Genomic DNA, 21,427 nt, shown 5'->3' with positions numbered 1-21,427 from the left:
CTATGCGAACGCCATCGATGAGGCGGCTGTGTGGGCTGTTCTGTGCCGTCCTGTTGGGAGCCGCTGGCGCATTCGCCGATTCACCGGATACACCGGGTTCGCCGCCGTCCGCGGAACCGGTCCGTATCGGCGTTGATGGGCAATATCGAGTCGGGCAATGGACGCCGGTCCGTGTCCCGTTCGACGGTCCGTTGCAGCTTGAAACCGTCGATGGGGATGGCGTTCGCGTTCGTTATCGCGACACGGCGGACAACCCCGCTTCTTCGCTTTCGCAGTGGCGGTACGTGATTCCCGGAAAAGCCGCGGCTCCGCTGGTGGTTCGCTCGCAAGAAGGCACGGTCCAGCGAGAGGCCCGCTTTGCAGATCAACCGATCGCCGTCGATCGACGGTGGGTCATGATTCTGGGCGATCCGATTGGAGTCGATCAGCTGGGGGCGAATGAACTGCTGAATCAGGAAGCGACGGTGGCGACGACAATCGTCACCGATGCCGCCGATTTGCCGGACCACTGGTTGGGGTATGATTCGCTGGACGGTTTGGTGATTTCGGCCGGGTCGGCGCCGTTGTTGGATCAGATTTCGGATGCCTCGCTGGAAGCGATCTTAACCTGGGTCGAACGGGGCGGTTTTGTGCTGGTCACGTTTGGCGAGAATGCCGTCGCCGCCTATCGAGAAGATTCTTTGGTGGGACGATTGTTGCCCTATCAGAAACCGCCCGTCACGTTCCAAATGGAACCGAGTGCGATCGAATCCTTCACGAATTCGCAGCGAAAGCTAGAGCCGTTCATGGCCGCTGTGTTGCCAGTTGAAGAGGGGGAGGCCGTTTTGGTTGGGCGGTTGCTGGATCGCCGCCCGCTGCCATTTGCGATGCGTTATCGACGCGGCTTAGGAAACGTTGTTGCGATTGCAGCCGATTTGGATCAAGCCCCTTTTGAAGGCTGGGAGCAACGGAACGATTTGCTTGCTGGAATGGCAGCGGATCTGTTTCCCAGTTCGCCGCCACGATCCAAGCCACCTCGTTCCAGTGACATCCACTACAACGATATGGCAGGACAGATCCGGGCAAACCTGGATCGTTTCGCGAACGCCGGTTCGCTTCCGTTCGCGATCCTTGCTGCACTTTTGATCCTGCTGTTTTTGTATATCGGTCCGATCGATTTTCTCCTGGTGAATCGGTGGTTAAAACGTCCGCTGCTGGGATGGCTGACGTTCCCTGTCATGATCGCGGCGGTCAGTCTGTTTCTGATTTCATGGACGCTGAAGGGGCAGTACGCCCAGCCTCAGTTGAACCGCTTAGAGATTATCGATATCAACGGTATTCAGAAGACTGGTCGAGGCTTCCGATGGGATGTGCTTTATGCTTCTCAGGCAGCGAAGTTCGATGTGTCGCTGTCGGTTTCGGATTCCTTTCGGTCATCAATATCGGAGGAAAAACTGTCGGGACCGTTCACGGCCCCCTTCGGCTACTCTGGGGCGCCATTTGGCGGGATCGAAATCCAGTTGGAAGACCAGCGTTTACCTGCCTACGATGTCTTTTTGGACTGGAATGGTAAACGGCCTGCAGGATCAATGTCGGGGCTCCCGTTGGCACCGTCATCCAGCAAAGGTTTTGCAAGTTGGTGGGATTTCGATTTTACGCCGGACGTAGGTAATCGCTTGGCAAGACGAAACCGAGCCGAGTTGATCGGAGCCCTCCCGAATCCCTTGTCGGTCGATATTCTGGACGGGATGCTGTTGGACCGTGACCGGGTTTATACGCTGCCATCGCGATTTCGAGCGGGCCAGACGATCGAACGTGTCGAGGACTTGCGGCCTCGCTTGCTTCGTTGGCTGTTAACGAAGCGGAAGAAGGTTGGTGATTTAACGTCCAGTGAACCATGGGATCAAGCCGAAGACAGTGACCTTGCGAAGGTCGCAGAGGTTTTTGGCTTCTATGGGATCGCGGGGGGCGAATCCTACACAGGGCTGGCCAACGATCCGCTAAGGCAGTTCGATTTAAGTGAAATTTTGACCGATGAAACGGTACTGTTAATCGGCCGTTTAGAAGAACCGAGCACGACGTTGAAGCTAACGGCTTCGGCCGCTGATGGAAGCAGTGATTCGGAGGCTTCGGCACTCCCCGTTTCCACCGGACAGGCGGTAAGCTTGGTCCGTATTTTGTTGCCTGTGCAGGCCGATCGATAGGATCGCGTTTTTCCTTTTTTCGAGATGAATTCGTCGTGATTAAGACCGTCGACCTGACCAAGAAGTATGGTGATTCCTTTGCGATTAAAGCAATCGAATTGGAATTGAATGAAGGCGATCTGTTCGGTTTTATCGGTCCCAATGGTGCAGGGAAAACGACCACCATGCGGATCATCGCGACCCTGCTTGAACCGAGCTGGGGCGAGGCGTATGTCTGCGGCCACTCGGTCCATACCAAGCCTAAAGAGATTCGGCGACTTGTTGGTTACATGCCCGATTTCTTCGGCGTCTACGATGACATGACAGTGGTCGAATACTTGCAGTTTTTTGCTTCGGCGTACCGCATCAACGGACAGGCTCGGAAAAAACGCGTCGATGAAATGTTGGATGTGGTCGATCTTGATTTCAAACGGGACGCGTTCGCAAATACGCTCTCTCGTGGGCAGACGCAGCGACTGGGCCTGGCGCGGACGCTCCTGCATGATCCACAAGTCTTGTTGCTAGATGAACCGCTGTCGGGTCTTGACCCTCGTGCTCGGATCGAAATGCGGAACCTGCTTCGGCGGCTTGGGCAGATGGGAAAGACGATTATCGTTAGCAGCCATATCCTTCCCGAATTGAGCGACATCTGTAACAAAGTTGGGATCATCGACAAGGGCGTTCTGAACGTCAACGCCGAGGTTGAAGAGGTCAAACGCCGTGTCCGTGAACATCTGGTACTGGTGATTCACCCCGAGCGTTTGGAAGATCTAGACAAGGTCGAATCGCTGCTTGCTGGGCACGTTAAAGTCCAAGGAGTCGAGCGAGGGGATCAATCATTGCGAATCATCCTCAAGCCTGAAGTCAAACACTACAGCGATTTGCCAACGCTGCTGATCGAGAACAAGATTCCGCTGCGGCAGTTCAGCGAAGAAGAGCTGGACCTAGAAGCCGCCTTTATGGCGCTGACCAAGGGAACCTCCCAGCGAATGTAGGGGGCGTCCGATGCTTGGGACGTGCGATATATAAGTTGACGGTTTGACAGCAGCTGGCACCTGCCCAGACATCCAAGCGCCACGTCCCCTCGTCGGTTTACCCGACAGGAACGCAAGATTTGAAATTAGAGGTGGTTGCTCCCACGGTTTTCGCATCCCGTTCGGATTGCCGCTGAAAGCGGCAATCCGAACGGGATGCGTTTTCCTAGAGCCATGCGAACTAATTTCAAATCTTGGCTTCATGCCAGGCAAGCTGGCATGGGGCCTTTTCTCCCTGCCACACTCACTACTTATTTATCGCACAACCCTCGCATCGCCCCTCGTTTCGGCTCGCTGGCTTCCTTCGCCAGGAGCACAGATCTACAAAGGCTTTCTTGGTAGCGGCCGGGCAGGGGGCTTGGGGCCATCGCGAAAGGAGAAGCCACCCATTCAGCAATCGCCCATCGTGAGAGAAGGCGGCCGCTGGGATTTGGCGTGGGACGAGCCCGCTTACCGGAAGGGTAAGTTTCGCGTTGGGTACCGAAACGCAACGATAGAGCGAGCGTTTCGGGCGGGTACCTGCAATGCTAATAGGGAGACGCCTGGCAAATTCACAGGCTCTCCTCGAAGGGCGGTCTGCGCTCCGTCCGGATTGTTTTGCAACAAACGATCAGTCGAGACCGATTTCTTCTTTGACTTTTTGCACAAAGTGGGGGCTTTTGCCACCTTTGCTTAGCTCTTCAGCTCGTTTTTCGGCTTCCGTTTTCTGGTCGTATTCAAAGACGGCGATTCGCTTGAGGCTTTGACTAAAGACGCCCCAGTACATCTTCATACGGACTTCGGTTGCTGGTTTAGCCTTGGTTTTGCGCTTGCTCGTTTTAGCTTTTTTAGCTTTCTTGGCGCTCTTTTCGGCTTCCGTTGCTTCAGCTTCGGCAATTTTATCTTTGCGGCTAACGACTCGACGCGCCATAGGAAACGTAGGGGGTGGTTGGGGACGGGAAAGGGTCAAAAACGAGGCTGTTAGGATACCTTCCCAGCCTCGTTTCGCCTACTAGCCTGGATTATTGACGCGACTACCTCATGTAGCTGCCGCTGCCATCGTTTCCACCAGGGTAACTTTGTCCACCAGAAGTACTGCCTGGCTTGTAGCCACCTCCCGCCGAAGTGGGGGCGCCATAGGACGGCGGAATCGCAGCCGTGCTCGCATCGGGAGCGGCCGCAGCACCTGGCCCGCCAGCGGCGTATGGGTTGCTAGGAGCCGGAGCACTGGGCGGAGCTGTGTTGGCGTAGCTTGCGGGCATTGAAAACCCTTGACTAGCGCCTGCAGGGGCGGAACCAGCGGGAAGTTCGGTGCTTGGAAGATCTGCTGCGGCGGAAGGCATTTGGTATCCGCCAGCCGATTGTGCGTAGGATTGAGCAGGATTGCCCGCGGCCGATGCCGGAGGTAATGCTGCTGGCGCCGATGCTGCCGGCCCGCCGCCGTATTGGTATCCGCTTGCCGAAGCGGCATTCGCGTAACCATAGCCGGGAGCCGCGGCAGGATCGTTTGCTGGCGTTTTGGGAGCCGTTGCGACCGATGCTGCAGGTTGAGCGGCTGGGTTGGCGCTTCCGTAAAAGCCGTTTGCATTGGCAGCCGCTGGATTCGCTGCGGAGCCCGCAGAGGCAGGAGGCGTTGTTACCGCATAGCCATTGCTGACATCGACGGTGCCATTGGTCCCTGCTGCAACCGAGGCGATTGCCGTTGGGGTTGCGTTGGCCGAGGGAGGAACTGGGTAGGTGGTCGAGGGCCCGGTTCCAGCGAGAGCTTCGGCGGAGGGGCTTTTTCCCCAGCCAAAAGCATTGAAACTAGGCTTGCTAAAGCCGCTACGACATCCGGTCGAGACGGCGACCGTGAGTGCGCATCCGGCCAACAGCACGCGGCGTGCGTGGGTTCGGTATCGCATCAATTCCATCCTTGGTAGTGATACATCGAAATCTGCTTTTCTACGCTCGTCAGAGCGTCCCTGGCGGGCAGATCGTTAAAAGTGGGTGTTGTCCCCTCTAGCTGTTTCGACCATCACGATCGCTAGATTTGAGGGAATATTTAGAAATCGGCGGCAATCCATGCCAAATTTCTGCAATTGGCAAACTAAAACGCCGTCCTGCCGTGCGTCAATGGCAGTTTCGGGCAGGGGCCGATTTTGGAGGTGAAATCCAAAAAAAACGGCACGATCCCAGATTCTAGGATGTGCCGTTTCTCTAATGATTATCAGTCAAGCCGCTTTAGGCTGCTGCAAAACGCTTGGCAACAGCGTCCCAATCGACGATTTCCCAGAAAGCCGAAATGTAATCAGGGCGGCGGTTCTGGTAATTGAGGTAATAGGCGTGTTCCCAGACGTCCAAGCCCAGGATTGGCGTTCCGCCAATGCCAGCGGTCGCGGCGCCCATCAGCGGGGTGTCTTGGTTCGCGGTGCTTCCGATAGCTAGTTTGCCACCGTCGACGACCAACCAAGCCCAGCCACTGCCGAACCGAGTCGCTGCAGCGTTGGCGAATTGTTCTTTGAACGCGTCAAAGCTGCCAAAAGCCGAATCGATTGCCGCTGCAAGGTCTCCAGAAGGAGCTCCGCCTTTGCCTGGGCCAATGATGGTCCAAAACAGCGAGTGGTTGGCGTGCCCGCCACCATTATTGCGGACGGCTACGCGTTTGGCTTCCGGTACGGAGCCCAGGTCGGCTACCAATTCGTTGACACACTTGTCTTCAAGTCCGGTACCTGCCAAGGCGTCATTTAGCTTGGTGACATAACCTTGGTGATGCTTGCCGTGATGGATTTCCATCGTTTTGGCATCGATATATGGTTCCAAGGCGTCGGCGGCATAAGGTAATGCGGGAAGTGTATGAGCCATGCTTTACAAACTCCTTAAACGGGGAAATGGCGGGAACAGAATCCCTACGAGTTGGTCTGTGGATTCGCTGAATGACCATAACGGGCCAGCCAGTGGTCGAAAAGCGGGGTTCGTGATCGAACCAGTCTAGCGATAACAAATGCCCGCAAATACTGTTCCAGCTTGTCGAGGGGCGGTCCTGCACCTTTGGAGGTGCAAACCAGCCTGAAATAGCGACCAGCACAGTGGAGCGGGACGCCGTTGCATCACGAAGGAAAGTGCCCGTAGGCTAGCGGAGATTGTAGCCTTTTGCTCGGGATGTGAAGTTTATGAGTGACGTATTGCCGGTCTGTCCACGTTCTGGCGAGTGCTACGTGACTGCCGTAGCTACCGTCGCCAAACGGTGGTTCCTGCGGCATGATGGTCACGCGGTGGGATTCCAGGTTGACGGCCGGCGTGCGTTCTTCCGCTGTTCCGCTGCCGATTTGCCGATCCCATTCGTTTTATGTCTTGTCCAGGTCTACCGTTTTTCTTCGGTAAGGGACGGCAAGATGGACTTCTATGGAAAACACGTCGGGCGATGAGGGGGCGGTGGGGGACGTGTTTGCTTGCGACGGCACTGTCGGCTGAGTGCAATCGAAGGAGGTCACTCTGCAGTCCAATCCGCTGGTTTTAAGTTTGGCTAAAAAATCCTCGAAGGCTTTTAGGTTCCCGTCAAACCGAATCGCAAAGTTTTTTTCCTGGTGAGTCGTTAGCGTGGTCGTTTCTTCTGGACGAAATCCACGCAGCTGTAACGATGTCTGTTGCGCCAGCGAAGTTAGGGTTTGCAGAAGCCCCAGCGAATCGGGTTGCGTGGGGAATCGATCCCAGATCGCTCGCTGCTCCGCACGTGCGGCTTGCAAGCGTCGGGTCCTGTCGCGGTGCCGAGAATCAATGACCGGTGCGTACCGCATCAGCGTCACTGCATTTAGGTGTTCCTGCCCGATCGACTGGTATTCTGCATGGAGAAAGGAATGGCCGATGTATCCCGCCATAAAAATCAACGCTGCACAGGAAGCCCCGATCCCATTCAGGAGACAGGATAAAACTCCGATAGGCCAGAGGTTGGCTTTTGCTAATGAAATGCGATAGATCATGGCTGTGACAGCTCCAGGGTTAGGCTAGTCGTTTGATCTGTCTGCTGTTGCATCTGAAGGTTGCGAATCTGGAATGATCCTTGGCTCTCAAGCAATGTAAAAAAATCGGTAAGGCTTTGCGGAGAACGGACATCGGCTTGCATCTGAATCGGCGAAGCCTGGACAGGGTCGTTGGTGCGATTGGAATCGATGCCCAGGCTGTCACAGGGGGCCGTCATGCGCAGCTCAGTTATCTGCAAGCCTGTCTCGGACGGATCGGTTGCTTGCTGGATTTTTGCTAACCATTGGCTTAGTGGGCCGCTGGAAACTGCATTTAAAGTGTTCGAATTTTTGGTGCTCAGTTCCGAAATCTCAGAATCGAGAGAACGGATCTGCTGATGTTTTTCAGCCCAGCAGCGGCTCTGGTTTTGAAGGGATGCCAAGCTTCCGCGGATGTGCAGCAGACGCGCATAACTGAGCAAACAGAGTCCACAGGCCAGCACCCCAAGCATGCTCCAGAGCCGAATCCACAGACGGACCCGATTTCGGAAGATCAGTTGGTTCTGAAATTCAGCAGGAAGAAGATTGACTTGCATCATTCGGGCTCCCATTCGATTGCTGAAAGAGATTGTGCAACGGCGCTGGAAGCAAAGTTATCCGGCCCTAGTGGACAATAGGCGGGCAGTTTCTGGACAGGGATCTGCAAACGCTGGTTGAGCGGTTCGGTTAGGCCGAGGGTCTTACTTCCTTCGCCACAGGCCCAGAGGACGTGAGGGCGTTGCGTAGGATATTGTCGCTCCACATATTTTAAGGTTCGTAAGATTTCATCGTGCAAACGATTTAGGTTCGGTTCCAGTATCCGCTGCAGGTAGTTGTCACTTTGGGGATTTGAAGCAGTTTTTGTAAATCCGAATTCTGTGAGCAGTAAATCGGTTTCCTGTTCGTTCAATTGCCACTGGTTTTCGATCGTCTGGTAGACCTGCCTCAGCCCGCAACGCGACAGCGCCCGTCCGAATCCAATCCTCTCGTTTTGGTAGCAATACAGATGCGATGAATTCCAGCCTAGGTGGAGAATCGCGGACGGCGTTGCCGACGTGAACGCTGAATCATGTGCCTGCGCGGTTGCCACCAAACGAGCAAGGGCGGAGGGCAGGGCATCCAGTTGATGGCATTCTAAGCCACACTCCAGAAGCGAATGGACGATTTCGTGGGCGCTAGATGTGGGGACGGCCACCGCTGCCATCTCGGTGGATCCTTCCGTGCCGTGGTGGATTGGCCAGGCGGCAAACGCAAAGTTGGAACCCAGCTCCGGTTCTTGCGTTAGTTCTTGCTGGACCTCGGTCTGCATGTCTGCAAATGAGCCCGTTGGCACGCTCAGGATTCGGAATGGAATCGATTCGTGCGGCAGCGTGACCGCAACTCGATTGCCTCCAAACATCTGTTTTAGCGGAGCCCAATGTTGACGAAAATCCTCCATTGCCTGCGATAAAAACTCCGCAGGCGACTCCGTTCGGGGAGGCGACAGCGGAATTTCCCAGTGGGCACGAAGGCTGCGATTCTCTCCGTCACGTCGCAGTTGAGCGATCGAGATTGACCGCGCGCGGATTTCGACACCGATCAAGCCGTCTTTTGATCCATTCCAGTGGGAGCGGATGTTCTGAGCGACGAACGTGCGAAGGTTTTCTGCCGTGGAAGCGGGCATGCGGATCATGTTCGGGGACTATTCTAAGTGAGCGACTCGAATGACTTCTTCAATGCTGGTCGTGCCGGCTTCCGCCAGCCGAAGACCCATGTCAATCAGCCGTGTTCCTTGTGGTGCGATGGGACCGGTTTCTGTCTTCGTTGCAGGAGTCGTTGATAAGGGGTGTCCCATTCGGATTTGATGTTGCAAATCTTTGTCAATGGTTAGGAATTCAAAAATCGCTTGCCGTCCCTTGAACCCGCTGTCGCAACACTCGCGGCAACCTTCTCCGCGGTGAAACGGTTCGTGACGATCGCTGTGGTAACCGACCGATTCCAATTCAGTCGCTTCGGGATAGTAGGTCGTTTGACAGTACGGACAGTTTTGGCGGATCAGACGCTGAGCGATCACGCCGGTCAGGGAGGCCGCGATTTTGTGCGGTTCGATACCCATGTCTCGCAGCCGAGTAATGGCACTTTGGCTGTCTTGGGAATGCATCGTGCTGATGACTAAGTGACCTGACAGCGATGCCTGGATTGCTAAAGCTGCCGTTTCCGGATCGCGGATTTCGCCGACCATGATCACATCGGGATCCTGGCGAAGTATGGACCGGAGGGCCGTCGAAAAGGAAAGCGATTCGCCTTGCCCGATCGGCACTTGGTTGACAAGGTCAAGTTGATATTCCACGGGCGATTCTACGGTGACGATGTTCCGCTGAACCGATTTGATCAACTGGAGCATTGAATAGACCGTGGTCGTTTTTCCGCATCCTGTTGGACCGGTGACCAGGGTCAGGCCATGGGGCCGAGCCAGTTGGTTTTGTAGTTTTTGCAGAATCGAAGTGGGCATTCCCAGATCTTGAAGATTGAACGTCAGGTGACGCCGGTCCAGGATCCTGAGCGCAGCCTTCTCGCCTTGGATTGTCGGCAATGTGGTCACCCGGATATCGATGGCACGTCCTTCGACCGTGACATGCATTCGTCCTTCCAGAGAAACGTTCGCCTGGGCTTCCTTCGGATTCGCCAATGTTTTCAGGTTCGATAGTAACGGACCATGCAGGGCCCGACGGGTCTTCAAAAGTTCCCGTAACTGTCCGTCGACTCGGATTCGGACCACCATTCCCGATTGTGTTGGTTCGATATGAACGTCACTGGCATTTTGGCGGAGCGCATGCACGATGATGAAATTTAGAAGACTGGATACGGGAGATTCGTGCGGAACGCCTGTGTCGAGTGCCGGGTCATTGTCGACCGATGGGCCTCCTAATGAAACCATTCCAGGGGGGAGGTCTGCATTGATCGCATCGACTCGAAATCCATCGCGGTAACAGCGTTCAATCGCGGATTCAATCGAGTCTTTCGATGCTCGAACCGGTTGCACTGCCAAGCCGGTCAAGCGTTCGATCTCATCGATTTGTTGCAGGTTCTGAGGTTCCGCTAAGGCGACGGTTAGTGAATCATGAACCTTGAACATCACCAAGGCACACAGCCTTTTTGCTTTGGCGATTGGCAATAAGCGAACGGTTAAAGGGTCGACCAATCCGTCGCGGAGTTGAACGGTTGGAGGGTGAAGGGATTCATTTCCTGTACCAAGAAAGGTCTCTTCTTCGATCAATCCTAGGTCGAGTATTGAGGCACCCGGTGAGGGTTGCCAAGGGATGGTAGGGGATAAAATGGTCATTGGGCAAGATTCCCTACAGCACTTAATGTGTCAGGGTAAATTGCAAACCGACGGTCCAGGCGAGTCGCAGCTAGGATGTCCTGGCAAAGCGGATTGGGGGCGACTAGGCCAAAGACCCCACCGGCTTGTTGGCAACGCGCGGCGGTTTCGCACAACCATTCAAGGCCCGCACTATCGATTAGCGGGACGTGTTGTAGATCCAGTAGATATCGCGGCGGGCCAGCGGGCGATTTGATGTCAATCGCAGCTTGCAATTCACCGCTTGATTTGGCGTTAAGAGGACGCTTGTCAGAAAGTATCCAGACGGTGCCGCGACGCGTTTTCTCGATCATTCCCTCGGCTCCACGGGCGCGGGTAAGGAAAACGTAAAGCAGGATCCCACATTTAGGTTGCTGTGAATCTGTAACGTTCCGCCATGCAGTCGCGCGATTTCCTGGACGAAGGCAATCCCTAGTCCACTGCCGGGGATCTCCTGCAATCGCGCATCCTGGCTGCGGAAAAATTTCTCGCCGATACGAGGCAATTCTTCTTCTGAAATTCCGATTCCGTTGTCTTCGACGTGAATGTTTAGAAACCCATCTTTGACGTCCGTACGAATTTTTACGGTTCCGCCCGCGGGAGTGTATTTGATCGCGTTTCCCGCTAAGTTCATGATGGCTGCCGTCAATTTGTCTTTGTCGGCATGCAATCGTGGCAAGCCCGGTTGCAGTTCGTTTTGCAACTGAATCTGTTTGCGTGCGGCTTGTCCCAGCAGGCCCCCGCAAACCTCTTCGATCATTTTGGCGACATCGGTTTCGAACCGTGCCACGTTGATTGCGCCGGTTTCCATCTGGCTGACGTCCAGCAAATCATCGATCAGGCGAGCCAGACGCGTCGCTTCACCATTGATGACGTTGTAGAAACTTTTCTGCTTCTCAAAATCAATGCCCTGTTCGATCGTCAAGGTTTCTGCATAAGCTTGAATGTTCGCCAGGGGAGTTCGTAGTTCATGGGTTGCCGTGAACACGAATTGGTTGCGCATTTCCTCGCTCAACCGGGTCTGGGTTGTGTCACGAAAAGTCCAGACCAGTTTTGTCGTTTGTGCGTCGCCGGTAGTCGCTTCGATCGGCAAGCGGTCGACCCGGACCACTCCGTCCATCGTCTCTTTGCCATGCCTTAATTGAAAACTGCTTGGACAGGTCGAAAGCGATAAAGACGCGAACAGACGATGGTCCGGAATGTGCGACCATTCAGACAACAATGGGTATAGATTGGTTTCTTCTAGTATTTGGCCTGCAGGCAATCGCAGGATTGCATGAAGGGCTTTGTTGGTGCTGAGCACGGTTCCATCGGCGTCGGTGATCGCGATTCCATCGGTCAGTGTCTGAAAGATTTCCTGCCAGTGGTCGTTTTCGGGGGTCTGCAGGACTTCGCTTAATTTGGCGTGTAGTTGGGTCCCCTGGTGCTGTTTGTCGATGGTTCCGATTAAACGGTTCCAGCCGATGGCTAGTCCGCTATGGGCGCGGATCGCTTCCAGGGGAAGCCCCTCGCTCGATAGCGATACTTCGCCCGGAATTGTTGCCAATGCTCGCAGTTGCTTGCCGATCCCACTGCTGATATACCAACGCCGCTGCAACATCAACACGCCGATCAGGATTGCACCGACCGGCAATGCGATTGTCAGTAGGGCCTCCGGGCTAGCGGAATTCAGTTCCCAAGGTAGGCGACGAACCAACGCCGCAGTGCCCACGAATAGGCACCCCACTGCGATCATTAGTTGCGGTTCTGGCCAGCGGCGAGACGAGTCATGACCTGACACGAGCGACTTCATGCTGGAGCCTGTGAAAGGGGAGGGGAAGAATCTGTGGTGGTGGAGGTTGCTTCGCTAACCTGGCGAATGATTTCACGTACGCTGAATGGTTTAAAGATCACGTCGATTACCTGCCATTTGTCGCGCAGGGAAGCGGTGTCTAGTTCCAAACCTTTGGCAGAGCAAATGAAAATCGGCATTGTCTTGTTGGACAAAACGTCTCGGACGTAGTGGCAAATCTGCTCGCCATTTGCTCCCGGCATTTGATAGTCCGTCAGCAGAAGATCGAATGGCTGATGCCGCAGTGCCGCCATCGCCTGCAACCCATCTCGCGCGATGGTGGTCAGGAATCCTGCTCTTTGAAGGTTAAAGTGCAGAACATCTGCAAGGACCCGATTGTCTTCGGCGATTAGGACGTGGCGACGAGTATTCACGATTCAATCCAGCATGTTTTCAAAGTGACGGCTAGCAGCGGAGTTCTGTGGTTGGCGTCGGTCCGATTGGACTTCGAAAAACGGCAATCAAGAATCCTCTTGTTCTGATGAACTTGTTCCCCAGGCCTGCCTGCTGGGAAATGGTTCGTCGAAAAGTAGGTCAGGAAATAGCGAAATGCAAATAGCCTCTCTCCGCAGGCTCTTCTCTACTCCTGCGTAAATCGCAAGCTAGGTTTGTTGGTGGGCCTGATAGATAGTGCTGAAGGCGTCCGTTTCAGAGTCGCCATGTTTGCCAACGTTTCCTCTCAGTTGAACCGTTATGACTGCTCCTCATTACATGTTGCCTGCCGCCTCACTGCTGAAAGTGCAGGAGTTGAGGGAAGCCCTACGTCAGCAGTTTGATTCCAGGTTCTCCATGTGGATGGTCTGTGATGGAGTCCTAGAATCGGTAGAACCACTGCCTGAATCTCACGCTCAAATCCAGCACGATCTGCTTGACGAATTGTTTAGCCGCGAACCGCTTCTGTCGGGAGTGCATATTGAAACGGTTGATGGAATCGACTGGGTTGTGCAGGCTGTAGCGAATGAAGCGGATGAGGTTATCTGGTTGGTGGGCCAGAGCAAGCAAGATCGCCATCAGCTTTTGCGGAGAATGGCAGAATCGACATCCACATCTTTTGCCAATTCACAAGCCTTGATCGAAGCGAAAACCTGTTTGGCTGAATACGCAGATCAGGTGACGAATGACTTTGAAGAGCTCGCGTGGCTGCGACTGTTAGCCGAACATATTGAAGTCTGTGATCTGCGCAGTAGTTTGGAATCGGTTTGTGCCCATGTCCTGCCCCCATTAAGACAACTGGTAAACGCGGAATTTGTAGCCCTCCTGTCATATCCGCAAGATCCTTCGGGCCAGCTGATTGAATCGAATTTGGAGTGCTCTTATTCGTTGGGTGAACTCAAGCTGGATTTAGAATTTTGGGCGAAACAGGTCGGCGCTGTCGATGTTCGCTCGGGAAATCCTTTCGTAAGGAATAGTTCTCCCTTTGCCAATCGAGAGACGCCTCTGGGAAGCGGGGAAACGGGCATTCGAAATTATATCCTCGTCCCGATTTGTCGCGCTGGGCATACCTTTGGCTGGTTGATGGTTGCGAATCGTGCCGTGATGGGAAGCAATGCTCAAGATTTAAGAGTGAACGCAACCTGCTTGAGTGGCTGGGAATTCGGGACTTTTGAAGCTGGCGTTGTGAACGCCGCTGCGATCATGCTGGGCACACACGCCTGGAATTTGAAGCTCTATCACGAACGTGAAATGTTGCTGTTGGGAGTGGTGCGATCTCTGATCAATGCCGTCGATGCGAAAGATGCTTACACCTGCGGTCATAGTGACCGGGTGGCTGCCATCGGTCAGCAAATTGCGCGTCAAATGGATCTTGATACCGCCGATTGCGAACGAATCTATATGGCGGGTTTGTTGCATGACCTGGGGAAAATCGGAGTTCCTGATGAAGTCCTCTCGAAGCCGGGGCGTTTGACAGATGAAGAGTACGAATCGATTCAGCAACATCCTCAAATTGGATATTCGATCCTTCAGCACGTGAAACAGTTGGAGTACGTTCTGCCTGGAGTCTTACACCATCACGAATCGTTTGATGGTTCGGGGTACCCTCAAGGATTGACCGGGGATTCGATACCGCTGTTCGGGCGGGTGTTGGCGGTGGCGGATGCGTTTGATGCGATGACCAGCACACGCTCGTACCGAAAAGCAATGCCTGTGGAGAAAGCCCACAAGATCCTGCGTGAGGGAGCCGGCCAGCAATGGGATCCCGATGTCGTGAAGGCTTTCTTTCAAGCCTCACCGGCCATCGAAGCGATCTGTGACCAGCCCGATCCGCTCGACCAAGCAAACGAACTCTCTTCTCGGTTGATGTCCAATCCATTAGAATCGATCGACGCAATTTCGGCAGCCGTTTCTGCACTTGAAAGGCTGAATGCTTAAGGACGGAATCTGCCATGATCGATTATGACGAAGCCGAAGGGCAAATCTATTTTTATGTCCATGTCACGGCGAAGGCCAAGCGACCTGGAGTCGGCGGGGAATACGATTCTGCGCTGCGTGTCGCCGTAACCGCTCCGGCGGATCAGGGCAAAGCCAATGCTGCCGTCCTGAAAACGTTGGCAAAATTCTTTTCTGTCCGGCGCGCCGATTTGACGCTGGTCAGTGGCCAGACCAACCGGCGAAAACGAATCGGCTTGCAGGGGATGTCGGCAGAGCGTTTTACCGAAGTCCTGCAGGACTTGGATAATGATGGCTGAAATTAGGCTCCTCTCCTGAAAAGACTGCCGCCCTAGGACTGGCGTTCCTGCCAATCCACACGGGGACACGATAGTCGCAACCGATTGTTGATCGCGACGATTTTGCAGTCTTCATCCGCCCCCCGGGATATTCAGTTGCAATCTTAAGGGGGGCACTGTCCATAGGAGGGGGGCTGCGTCTTTCGAGGGGCAGTGTGCGGGGCTGTTCAAGGGGCTGGCGGTCTCGCCTGCGATTCGACCCAGTGCCAAATGCTTCGGTCCTGGCGGTAGAGCTTTGATGCGATACGATATCACCCCAGTAATCTTTTTAGGAATTGGTATCGAATATGACCTCCCCGCTGGAAAACCGAATTGAACTAGGCGATTGCATTCAGAAAATGGATGCGATGCCCGAGCAATCTGTCGATCTGGTTTTCGCGGATCCTCCATTTAATATTGGCTACGACTACGACGTCTACGATGACAAACAAGATGTCGATCAGTATCTAGAGTGGAGTGAATCCTGGATCAATGCGGTTCATCGAGTCCTCCGTGATGACGGAACTTTTTGGCTGGCGATCGGGGACGAGTACGCGGCAGAACTGAAAGTAATCAGTCAGCGGATCGGTTTTCACTGTCGCAGTTGGGTCGTTTGGTATTACACGTTTGGGGTGAACTGTAAGCACAAATTCACTCGCTCCCATGCTCACCTTTTTTACTTCGTAAAAGACCCCGCCAAATTTACGTTCCTTGATGAGGATCTTGATAATCGCGTCCCATCGGCACGTGAACTGATCTACAACGATCGGCGTGCGAATCCAAAGGGACGGCTTCCCGATGATACCTGGATGATTCGTCCCGCTGGCTTGATCGGTGAATTAGCATCCAGTGAGGATTTGGATCTGGAAAAACTTCAGCCTCCAGCCGGAACCGATCAAACTTTTCGCTTGCGGCCTCAGGAAATTCAACGCGGGTTCAATCCTTCGGAAGATACTTGGTATATCCCGCGGGTTGCCGGAACGTTTAAGGAGCGAGCCGGTTTTCATGGCTGCCAGATGCCGGAACAGTTGTTGGGCCGTATCATTCGAACGTGCAGTAAGCCGGAAGACTTGGTGCTCGATCCGTTCTCTGGTAGCGCCACCACCGTTGCGGTCGCAAAGAAGCTGGGGCGACGCTGGCTGGGATTTGATCTGTCCGAATCGTATGTTCAAATGGGATGCGAACGCCTGGATTCAATCTGTCTTGGCGATCGCCTGAGTGGCACGGCCGAGCCGATGAAGGTAAACCAGGCAGGAAAACCCTCGCTGGCTAAGAAGAAGAAAATGCCAGCATCCCAGCAGAACCTTCTCTTTCGTGAAGCCCGCTACGAAGCGGCTCAGTTGGAGTTGACATTGCTGGGGATTCGCAGTGCGTTCCAAATTTCTCATGAAGGGCAGCCCGCAGATCGTGTCGTTTATGATGCGGTGCTTTCCGAGGCGTTTGACCAAGCTTGTGCCCGGCTTTCCATCGTCGGAAATTCGTGTACTTGGCGCAGTCTTTTGTTGAATTTGGATCAGGAGGGAGCTCTTGCGGACCTGCCGTATTTGGCGGCCACAGAGGTTCCGGTCGACGAAATTGGCGAGGCCCTGTTGGTTGCTGAAGTCAGTGTTCGGAGAATGGGCTTTTCCGGTTTGCGTCATGAACTGGATCAGATTTTTTGTGATCCTGCTTTGGCGGATCGCTTTGATCGGCAGATTGCTGCAACCAACCGATTGGCCGATGTCTCGATGGCTCGGTTATCGCTGTTAAACGTCCGCCGGCATGCGGAAACGGCTACCGCTCGTTCCATGGCTCTGGGGACCCCGTTGCAGTGGAGCGGACGGGCTGCGATCTGGGCGATCGATCCCGACAAGGTGCCTGCTCAGTCAGGGCAGTTTGCCTTGATGGATGCTCAAGGGAAGGTGCTGTATGCCGGTGCGACTTTGAATCTGCAAGCCACGATTGCAGACGTCGAAACCTTGTCGGCTGTGTTTGATGAAGGTTCTGGCGACGAACGTTCTGCTTCGATGGGGAAACTTGCTGAATGGGCATGGTCTTCGGTCGACATTCAGCCTTCACAGTTATTGGCTTGGCATGCCACGATGGTGGGAACTCAACAGCCCCCTGGGAACCTCAATTGCTTTGTTCCTGCAAGCGTGCGAGCGACGGCCGAGGTGAATTGAAAAAAGCTTCTGATTTGCTCCCCGCACTCGTCTCCCTTTTGCCGCGAACATTTGTTATCTTATCGCCTGACCACTAAAGGACTTGGCTTCCCGCAACCCGGGGAGATTCCTTTAGACGTCCCGATCAGACAACGAAAACTGGGGAAAATGGTCCCTGACCCTGCAGGTTGTGGGGTTCGGCCGGGTGGTGGAATTGGCAGACACAGGGGACTTAAAATCCCCCGGCGAGTAATCGCTGTACGGGTTCAAGTCCCGTCCCGGCCACTAACGAAAATCAAGGTTTTTCCTGCAAAACGTTAGCTTTCATCCAGCGATTGACTAGCAGTAAACGTAGATGGTTTTTCGCTGAGTCCTACGCTGAGGACCGTGGAGGTACGCCGAGTGCGGTACAAAAACGGTACAGTCAGATCGTCTTGATTCGCAAAGTATTTCTAGCGGCAAGGGCAGGAAACCACCCCAAGATGCCAAAAAAGCACAAAAAAAGTTCCAAAAAAGTGCTCTTTTGTTTAACGGGACTCTGCTTTCCTCTCCATCAGGGGGGTGGGCCAAAAGCGGGCCAATAACGGGCCAGCAGCATCTAACGCAAGGCATTGGCAGTAAACGAGTTGCGTCGACGTTTTTCGAAAAGCGGGCCAAAAGCGGGCCAAAAGCGGGCCAGCAGATAAAGCGGGAACTCTCACATAAACCGCTCAAGTGCCTGAATTGCCTCGTGCTCCATCGCCGGAAACAGGTGCCCGTATCGGTCCATAGTGAGCGTTATTGTCGAGTGCCGCATGACAGTTTGAATCGCTTTTGGGTGGACCTTGTCCAGTGCGAGCCATGCTCCGCAAGTGTATCGAAGACAGTGGAAATCGAGGTCGTCGCCGGACCGGTTCTTGACTGCTAGGAAGTATTTGTCCGGGTTGTTGTGAAGTTGCTCATATTTGCGTCTTGTGAATGCCAAGTCATCCCGGAACATCGCGGCAGTCCCATCGCTATTGGGCATTCCCTCAAAGACTGTTCGGTCATCAGGGTTGGATTCTATGTGGGATGAAAGCTTTGATGCAGTGTCGGATCCCACCCACTGTCGCGCGAGTTCGCCGTTCTTGGTATCGGAGCTGTTCGCGAGAACAAAGAATGGAGGACGCTGCGTATTCATCCGTTCTGACTGAAGTGTGAATAGTTCATTGGCTCGCAGCCCTGTTAGGATAGCGACAGAATAGAGAAGTGTTCTCGTCGGTGCTGAGATGTTCCATCTAGTGGATGGGTTCTTTGGTGCCCATTCAATGAACCATTTCCATTCTTCATGCGACATCGCGCGGCGAGTGTACCTGCGGTCCTTATTGGGGTTCGGCTTAACGACTGACAGCAAAGGATCGGAGAACGGCCGGAATGCTTTGCACTTTTGGTTGGGAGTCGCTGTCATTTGGGGAGCGGCTTACATGTGGTGGAACGGATGGTTCAGCAACGTCGCTGTCTTCTCGAGATTTGCTACAGAATCATTTGAGCAGTCGTTTGAAGCCAGGCGGGCGTTTGAGTGCGGAGTGAACTCAGTCGCACAGGAGGGGCTCGGTGCGAACGGTGATGGGTTCGGGTCGATGGGAGCGGTCAGTTTAGTTTTTGACACGTTCTGCTTAGTTGGGTTGATCTTGGCCAGCGGTTTTACCCTGATGCGCCATTTTCTTGCCGGAATGATGGAGCGAGCAGGTTTTGTCACAGGGGGACTGTACGAGTGGGCAAGCAGGCAGAAAGGAACTCCAGGCCAATCCAATGAGATCGCAAGATTGCGAGCGGACTTGGAGCAACTGAGAGTGCTGGCCGCTGAGAAGATCACGGAGGTTCGAAACAAGGCAAAGCTTGGGATCCAAAACCATGAAACCCGACTTGTTGTCGTGGAAGCAAAGACTGCTGACGTGGAAATGCCTGAGCCGCCCCCACCGCCGAAGACGCAAGAAGAAATCAACGCGGAACTGATGGCCGAACTGAAAGCGTTGAAAGACGAAAAGGCGAAGTCAGCCACCACGTCGTCACGGCGCCGAACCACCAAAGCAGCGGAGTCTAAATAATGAGCAAGGAACCTAGCGATCCAGAAAAACTGGACGTAGACGATCTGTTTTCGTTCGACGACGAAAGCGAACCGAAGGCCGAGTCGGGATCGGTCGATCATCCAGAGCCCGAAAGCGAATCTCAGTCACTGATCGACAGCGATCGTTATTGGCAAACAAAACCAAAAAACTATCACGTCGACCAAGTGGAACCGTCACCTCACTACAGCGAAGCTCCGGCAGAAAGGCCGCAGGCTAGTTTGTTGACGTACGCGGCCATCGCTGTCGCCATCTTCTTTGCCGTCCTTTACTTCGGTGGCATGAAGTCTTGCGAGCGATCCGATGACCGCGAAGACACAACGATCGAGGTGCGAGTAGACAAGCCGCACGTCCTGATTACTTCAGGCGGCAACCCAACGGACGGCCAAGGGATCGTGCTCAGCACAACTAAGGTGCAGACATGGTGTGAGCAAAACGGAATCGAGTACCGAAAGTTTGCTGATGGCGGCGATGACTCGGCACTCGAACCTGCCTTTCAGGCACTTCTCAAAGTGGCAGCCAGTCCACCAGCTATGACGATGGCAAATACACGAACGGAGCGTACAGCCTCACGTTCACGTTCCCCGCGTTGCATGCCCCCGTGAAGACTCCTGTCATGGATCAGGTAATACACCGGTAACTCACAACGGTCTGCAATGGACGGCTCGATCGACTGCTGGCGATGACGACGGCGATCCCGTGAATCCACCCTTTACCATTACTCTCGACGACACGGCTTGATAATGAAGATCGATTGCACAACCCAGAACATGACCAATCGCGGCGAAGCGTTTGGTGCTATCTCCCAGTTCACCGGAGCGATCCGTTCGGGCTGCCATTCGTTTTCGGTCGAGACATCGAAGGACCCCAAGACCGGGACCACTTCGATGACGATCAAAACGACGGGCAAAAGCCTGAAGCAGGAAGCGGACGCTATCGCGGCTGCGAAGCAGGCGGCTGGCGAAAAAAAGGAAGCCGAGAGCCTACGGGCGGAGATTGAGCGGCTGAAAGAGGCTTTGGCCGCTGCAGAGAACGCTGGCAAGACGGATTCCGAAAAGACCGCGAAAACTGCGAAGTAAAAACATCGATCCAGAACCGGTAAGAAACTGAGGGCGGCGTAGAGTTCGAAAGAGTTCTGCTCCGGCTCTGGCGGTGAGTCGATGGAAGCGTCCGTATCAGCACGTTCGCCCGGTGCTCCGCAAGCACTTGAAGAGACAACGCAATCGCAACTCGACCTGACATGCGAACACTGTGGCAGGGACCGAATGGAGTTCATCAGCCAGGCGGCCAAGCCTTCGTGGAAAGAACTGCCGCGACGAGAGATCGCAACCTGCCCGCTCTGGTAACCGCGTGGCGGGACCATTTGCTAGCCGAAGGCGGTCGTCCCGAATTGGACGGTACACCCACTCCCGGTGAAAACTCTACCGTTTCCCGAAAGATCACCTCGCTACGGTCGTTTTTTTCGTTCCTGCAGAACTACGGGTATCGCGGGGCCAACCCGGCCGCTCCGGATTTTATCAAAGTCCCTAAAGCGTCCGACAAAGGTTTGACCCCCTCCATCCTCCCAAAGCTGGTTGGGCAGTTGCTCGAAGCTCCGGATGCCGAAATCCCTGCTAGGGTTCGCGATCGGGCAGTATTGGCGGTCTTCACCTACATGGCATTGCGCGTTGACGAGCTGCACCACATTAATGTCGGGAACATTTTTCGCGACGGCGAACACACCGTCATTCGGATCAAAGGCATGGGACTCGAACTCAGACGCGGAGTGATTCCGCCGGTCGCCGCTTCGGCAGTTAACGAATGGATTGCCTCTGCCGAAATAGATCGTGATCGCTCAGGGCCGCTGTTTCGTCCAACCGTGTCGCCGCGTGGTCAGGGGCGTGATGGATTTATTCGCTCATGCATGACGGTCCGCTCCATTCAGCGATTGGTCAAGAAGTATTGTGAACAGGTGGGGATCGATGAAGATGTGAGCGTCCATTCGCTCCGGGTCACTGCCGCAACCGAAGCGGACAACGCGGGTATTCCGCTGATCGACATTCAGCATTGGCTCGGACACAAAGACCCACGAACAACTCTTCGTTACATTCGTGGTACCGAGAACCTCGATCGCAGTCCCGCTTACATGATCCGGTATGGCTAGACGACAGGCTGACGGAATGGCGTGTTTTCCT

The 21,427-nt window shown here is 54.4% G+C and carries 20 protein-coding genes and 1 tRNA gene; 10 read left to right on the top strand and 11 right to left on the bottom strand.

The annotated features are described in order from the left end of the window. The first annotated feature begins 2 nt into the window (after window positions 1-2). Complete coding sequence (locus FF011L_RS22185) at window positions 3-2,183, top strand: hypothetical protein (protein WP_145354158.1); 2,181 nt, start codon at window positions 3-5, stop codon at window positions 2,181-2,183. A 35-nt stretch (window positions 2,184-2,218) separates the two neighbouring features. Continuing rightward, on the top strand, window positions 2,219-3,157 hold the full coding sequence (locus tag FF011L_RS22180; protein ID WP_145354157.1) for an ABC transporter ATP-binding protein: 939 nt from the start codon (window positions 2,219-2,221) through the stop codon (window positions 3,155-3,157). A gap of 649 nt (window positions 3,158-3,806) precedes the next feature. Here the strand turns inward: FF011L_RS22180 and FF011L_RS22175 are convergent. The 10 genes from FF011L_RS22175 to FF011L_RS22130 all read right to left on the bottom strand — a co-directional run bounded on the left by FF011L_RS22175 (window position 3,807) and on the right by FF011L_RS22130 (window position 12,697). Further along, complete coding sequence (locus FF011L_RS22175) at window positions 3,807-4,106, bottom strand: hypothetical protein (RefSeq protein ID WP_145354156.1); 300 nt, start codon at window positions 4,104-4,106, stop codon at window positions 3,807-3,809. Between the two features lie 103 nt (window positions 4,107-4,209). Beyond that, the gene (locus FF011L_RS22170; protein WP_145354155.1) at window positions 4,210-5,079 is read right to left on the bottom strand and encodes a hypothetical protein; all 870 of its coding nucleotides are present in this window, start codon (window positions 5,077-5,079) and stop codon (window positions 4,210-4,212) included. 319 nt (window positions 5,080-5,398) lie between these two features. Further along, the gene (locus FF011L_RS22165; RefSeq protein ID WP_145354154.1) at window positions 5,399-6,019 is read right to left on the bottom strand and encodes a superoxide dismutase; all 621 of its coding nucleotides are present in this window, start codon (window positions 6,017-6,019) and stop codon (window positions 5,399-5,401) included. Window positions 6,020-6,501: 482 nt separating this feature from the next. Then, entirely contained in the window at window positions 6,502-7,134 is a 633-nt protein-coding gene (locus FF011L_RS22160) for a hypothetical protein (protein WP_145354153.1), read from the bottom strand. Beyond that, window positions 7,131-7,712, bottom strand: a complete 582-nt coding sequence (locus FF011L_RS22155) for a hypothetical protein (protein WP_145354152.1) — start codon at window positions 7,710-7,712, stop codon at window positions 7,131-7,133. Before FF011L_RS22155 ends, FF011L_RS22160 begins: the two co-directional genes overlap by 4 nt. Next, window positions 7,709-8,824, bottom strand: a complete 1,116-nt coding sequence (pilM, locus tag FF011L_RS22150; protein ID WP_145354151.1) for a pilus assembly protein PilM — start codon at window positions 8,822-8,824, stop codon at window positions 7,709-7,711. Before pilM ends, FF011L_RS22155 begins: the two co-directional genes overlap by 4 nt. A gap of 9 nt (window positions 8,825-8,833) precedes the next feature. After that, a complete protein-coding gene (locus FF011L_RS22145; protein ID WP_145354150.1) occupies window positions 8,834-10,474 on the bottom strand; it encodes a GspE/PulE family protein in 1,641 nt (546 codons plus the stop codon). Continuing rightward, window positions 10,471-10,806: an STAS domain-containing protein gene (locus FF011L_RS22140; protein ID WP_145354149.1), complete on the bottom strand. Its 336-nt coding sequence runs from the start codon at window positions 10,804-10,806 to the stop codon at window positions 10,471-10,473. Before FF011L_RS22140 ends, FF011L_RS22145 begins: the two co-directional genes overlap by 4 nt. Further along, window positions 10,803-12,284 carry a sensor histidine kinase gene (locus tag FF011L_RS22135; protein ID WP_145354148.1) on the bottom strand — a complete coding sequence of 494 codons (1,482 nt, stop codon included), beginning with the start codon at window positions 12,282-12,284 and terminating at the stop codon, window positions 10,803-10,805. The genes FF011L_RS22140 and FF011L_RS22135 overlap by 4 nt, the downstream gene beginning before the upstream one ends. Beyond that, window positions 12,281-12,697, bottom strand: coding sequence for a response regulator (locus tag FF011L_RS22130; protein ID WP_218932809.1), 417 nt, complete (start codon window positions 12,695-12,697; stop codon window positions 12,281-12,283). Before FF011L_RS22130 ends, FF011L_RS22135 begins: the two co-directional genes overlap by 4 nt. A 319-nt stretch (window positions 12,698-13,016) precedes the next feature. On the opposite strand from FF011L_RS22130, the gene FF011L_RS22125 reads away from it, so the two are divergent. The 4 genes from FF011L_RS22125 to FF011L_RS22110 all read left to right on the top strand — a co-directional run bounded on the left by FF011L_RS22125 (window position 13,017) and on the right by FF011L_RS22110 (window position 17,454). After that, window positions 13,017-14,693 (top strand): HD-GYP domain-containing protein, encoded by a 1,677-nt coding sequence (locus FF011L_RS22125; RefSeq protein WP_145354146.1) that lies wholly within the window; start codon window positions 13,017-13,019, stop codon window positions 14,691-14,693. A 14-nt stretch (window positions 14,694-14,707) separates the two neighbouring features. Continuing rightward, window positions 14,708-15,010 carry a DUF167 domain-containing protein gene (locus FF011L_RS22120; protein ID WP_145354145.1) on the top strand — a complete coding sequence of 101 codons (303 nt, stop codon included), beginning with the start codon at window positions 14,708-14,710 and terminating at the stop codon, window positions 15,008-15,010. Between the two features lie 326 nt (window positions 15,011-15,336). Then, a complete protein-coding gene (locus FF011L_RS22115; RefSeq protein WP_145354144.1) occupies window positions 15,337-17,190 on the top strand; it encodes a DNA-methyltransferase in 1,854 nt (617 codons plus the stop codon). A 178-nt stretch (window positions 17,191-17,368) separates the two neighbouring features. After that, window positions 17,369-17,454 (top strand) — tRNA-Leu (locus FF011L_RS22110). Between the two features lie 412 nt (window positions 17,455-17,866). Here FF011L_RS22110 and FF011L_RS27295 read toward each other — a convergent pair. Continuing rightward, window positions 17,867-18,484 (bottom strand): tyrosine-type recombinase/integrase, encoded by a 618-nt coding sequence (locus tag FF011L_RS27295; RefSeq protein ID WP_218932808.1) that lies wholly within the window; start codon window positions 18,482-18,484, stop codon window positions 17,867-17,869. A gap of 229 nt (window positions 18,485-18,713) precedes the next feature. On the opposite strand from FF011L_RS27295, the gene FF011L_RS22100 reads away from it, so the two are divergent. From FF011L_RS22100 to FF011L_RS22085, 4 genes are all read left to right on the top strand, one after another. Continuing rightward, complete coding sequence (locus FF011L_RS22100; RefSeq protein WP_145354142.1) at window positions 18,714-19,235, top strand: hypothetical protein; 522 nt, start codon at window positions 18,714-18,716, stop codon at window positions 19,233-19,235. After that, entirely contained in the window at window positions 19,235-19,858 is a 624-nt protein-coding gene (locus FF011L_RS22095; protein WP_145354141.1) for a hypothetical protein, read from the top strand. Before FF011L_RS22100 ends, FF011L_RS22095 begins: the two co-directional genes overlap by 1 nt. A gap of 138 nt (window positions 19,859-19,996) precedes the next feature. Next, on the top strand, window positions 19,997-20,332 hold the full coding sequence (locus tag FF011L_RS22090; protein ID WP_145354140.1) for a hypothetical protein: 336 nt from the start codon (window positions 19,997-19,999) through the stop codon (window positions 20,330-20,332). A gap of 161 nt (window positions 20,333-20,493) precedes the next feature. Further along, window positions 20,494-21,396: a tyrosine-type recombinase/integrase gene (locus FF011L_RS22085; RefSeq protein WP_145354139.1), complete on the top strand. Its 903-nt coding sequence runs from the start codon at window positions 20,494-20,496 to the stop codon at window positions 21,394-21,396. The last annotated feature ends 31 nt before the right edge of the window (window positions 21,397-21,427 follow it).

The organism is Roseimaritima multifibrata (assembly GCF_007741495.1).
Lineage (GTDB): Bacteria > Planctomycetota > Planctomycetia > Pirellulales > Pirellulaceae > Roseimaritima > Roseimaritima multifibrata.
This window is presented reverse-complemented; position numbering and strand designations above follow the sequence as displayed.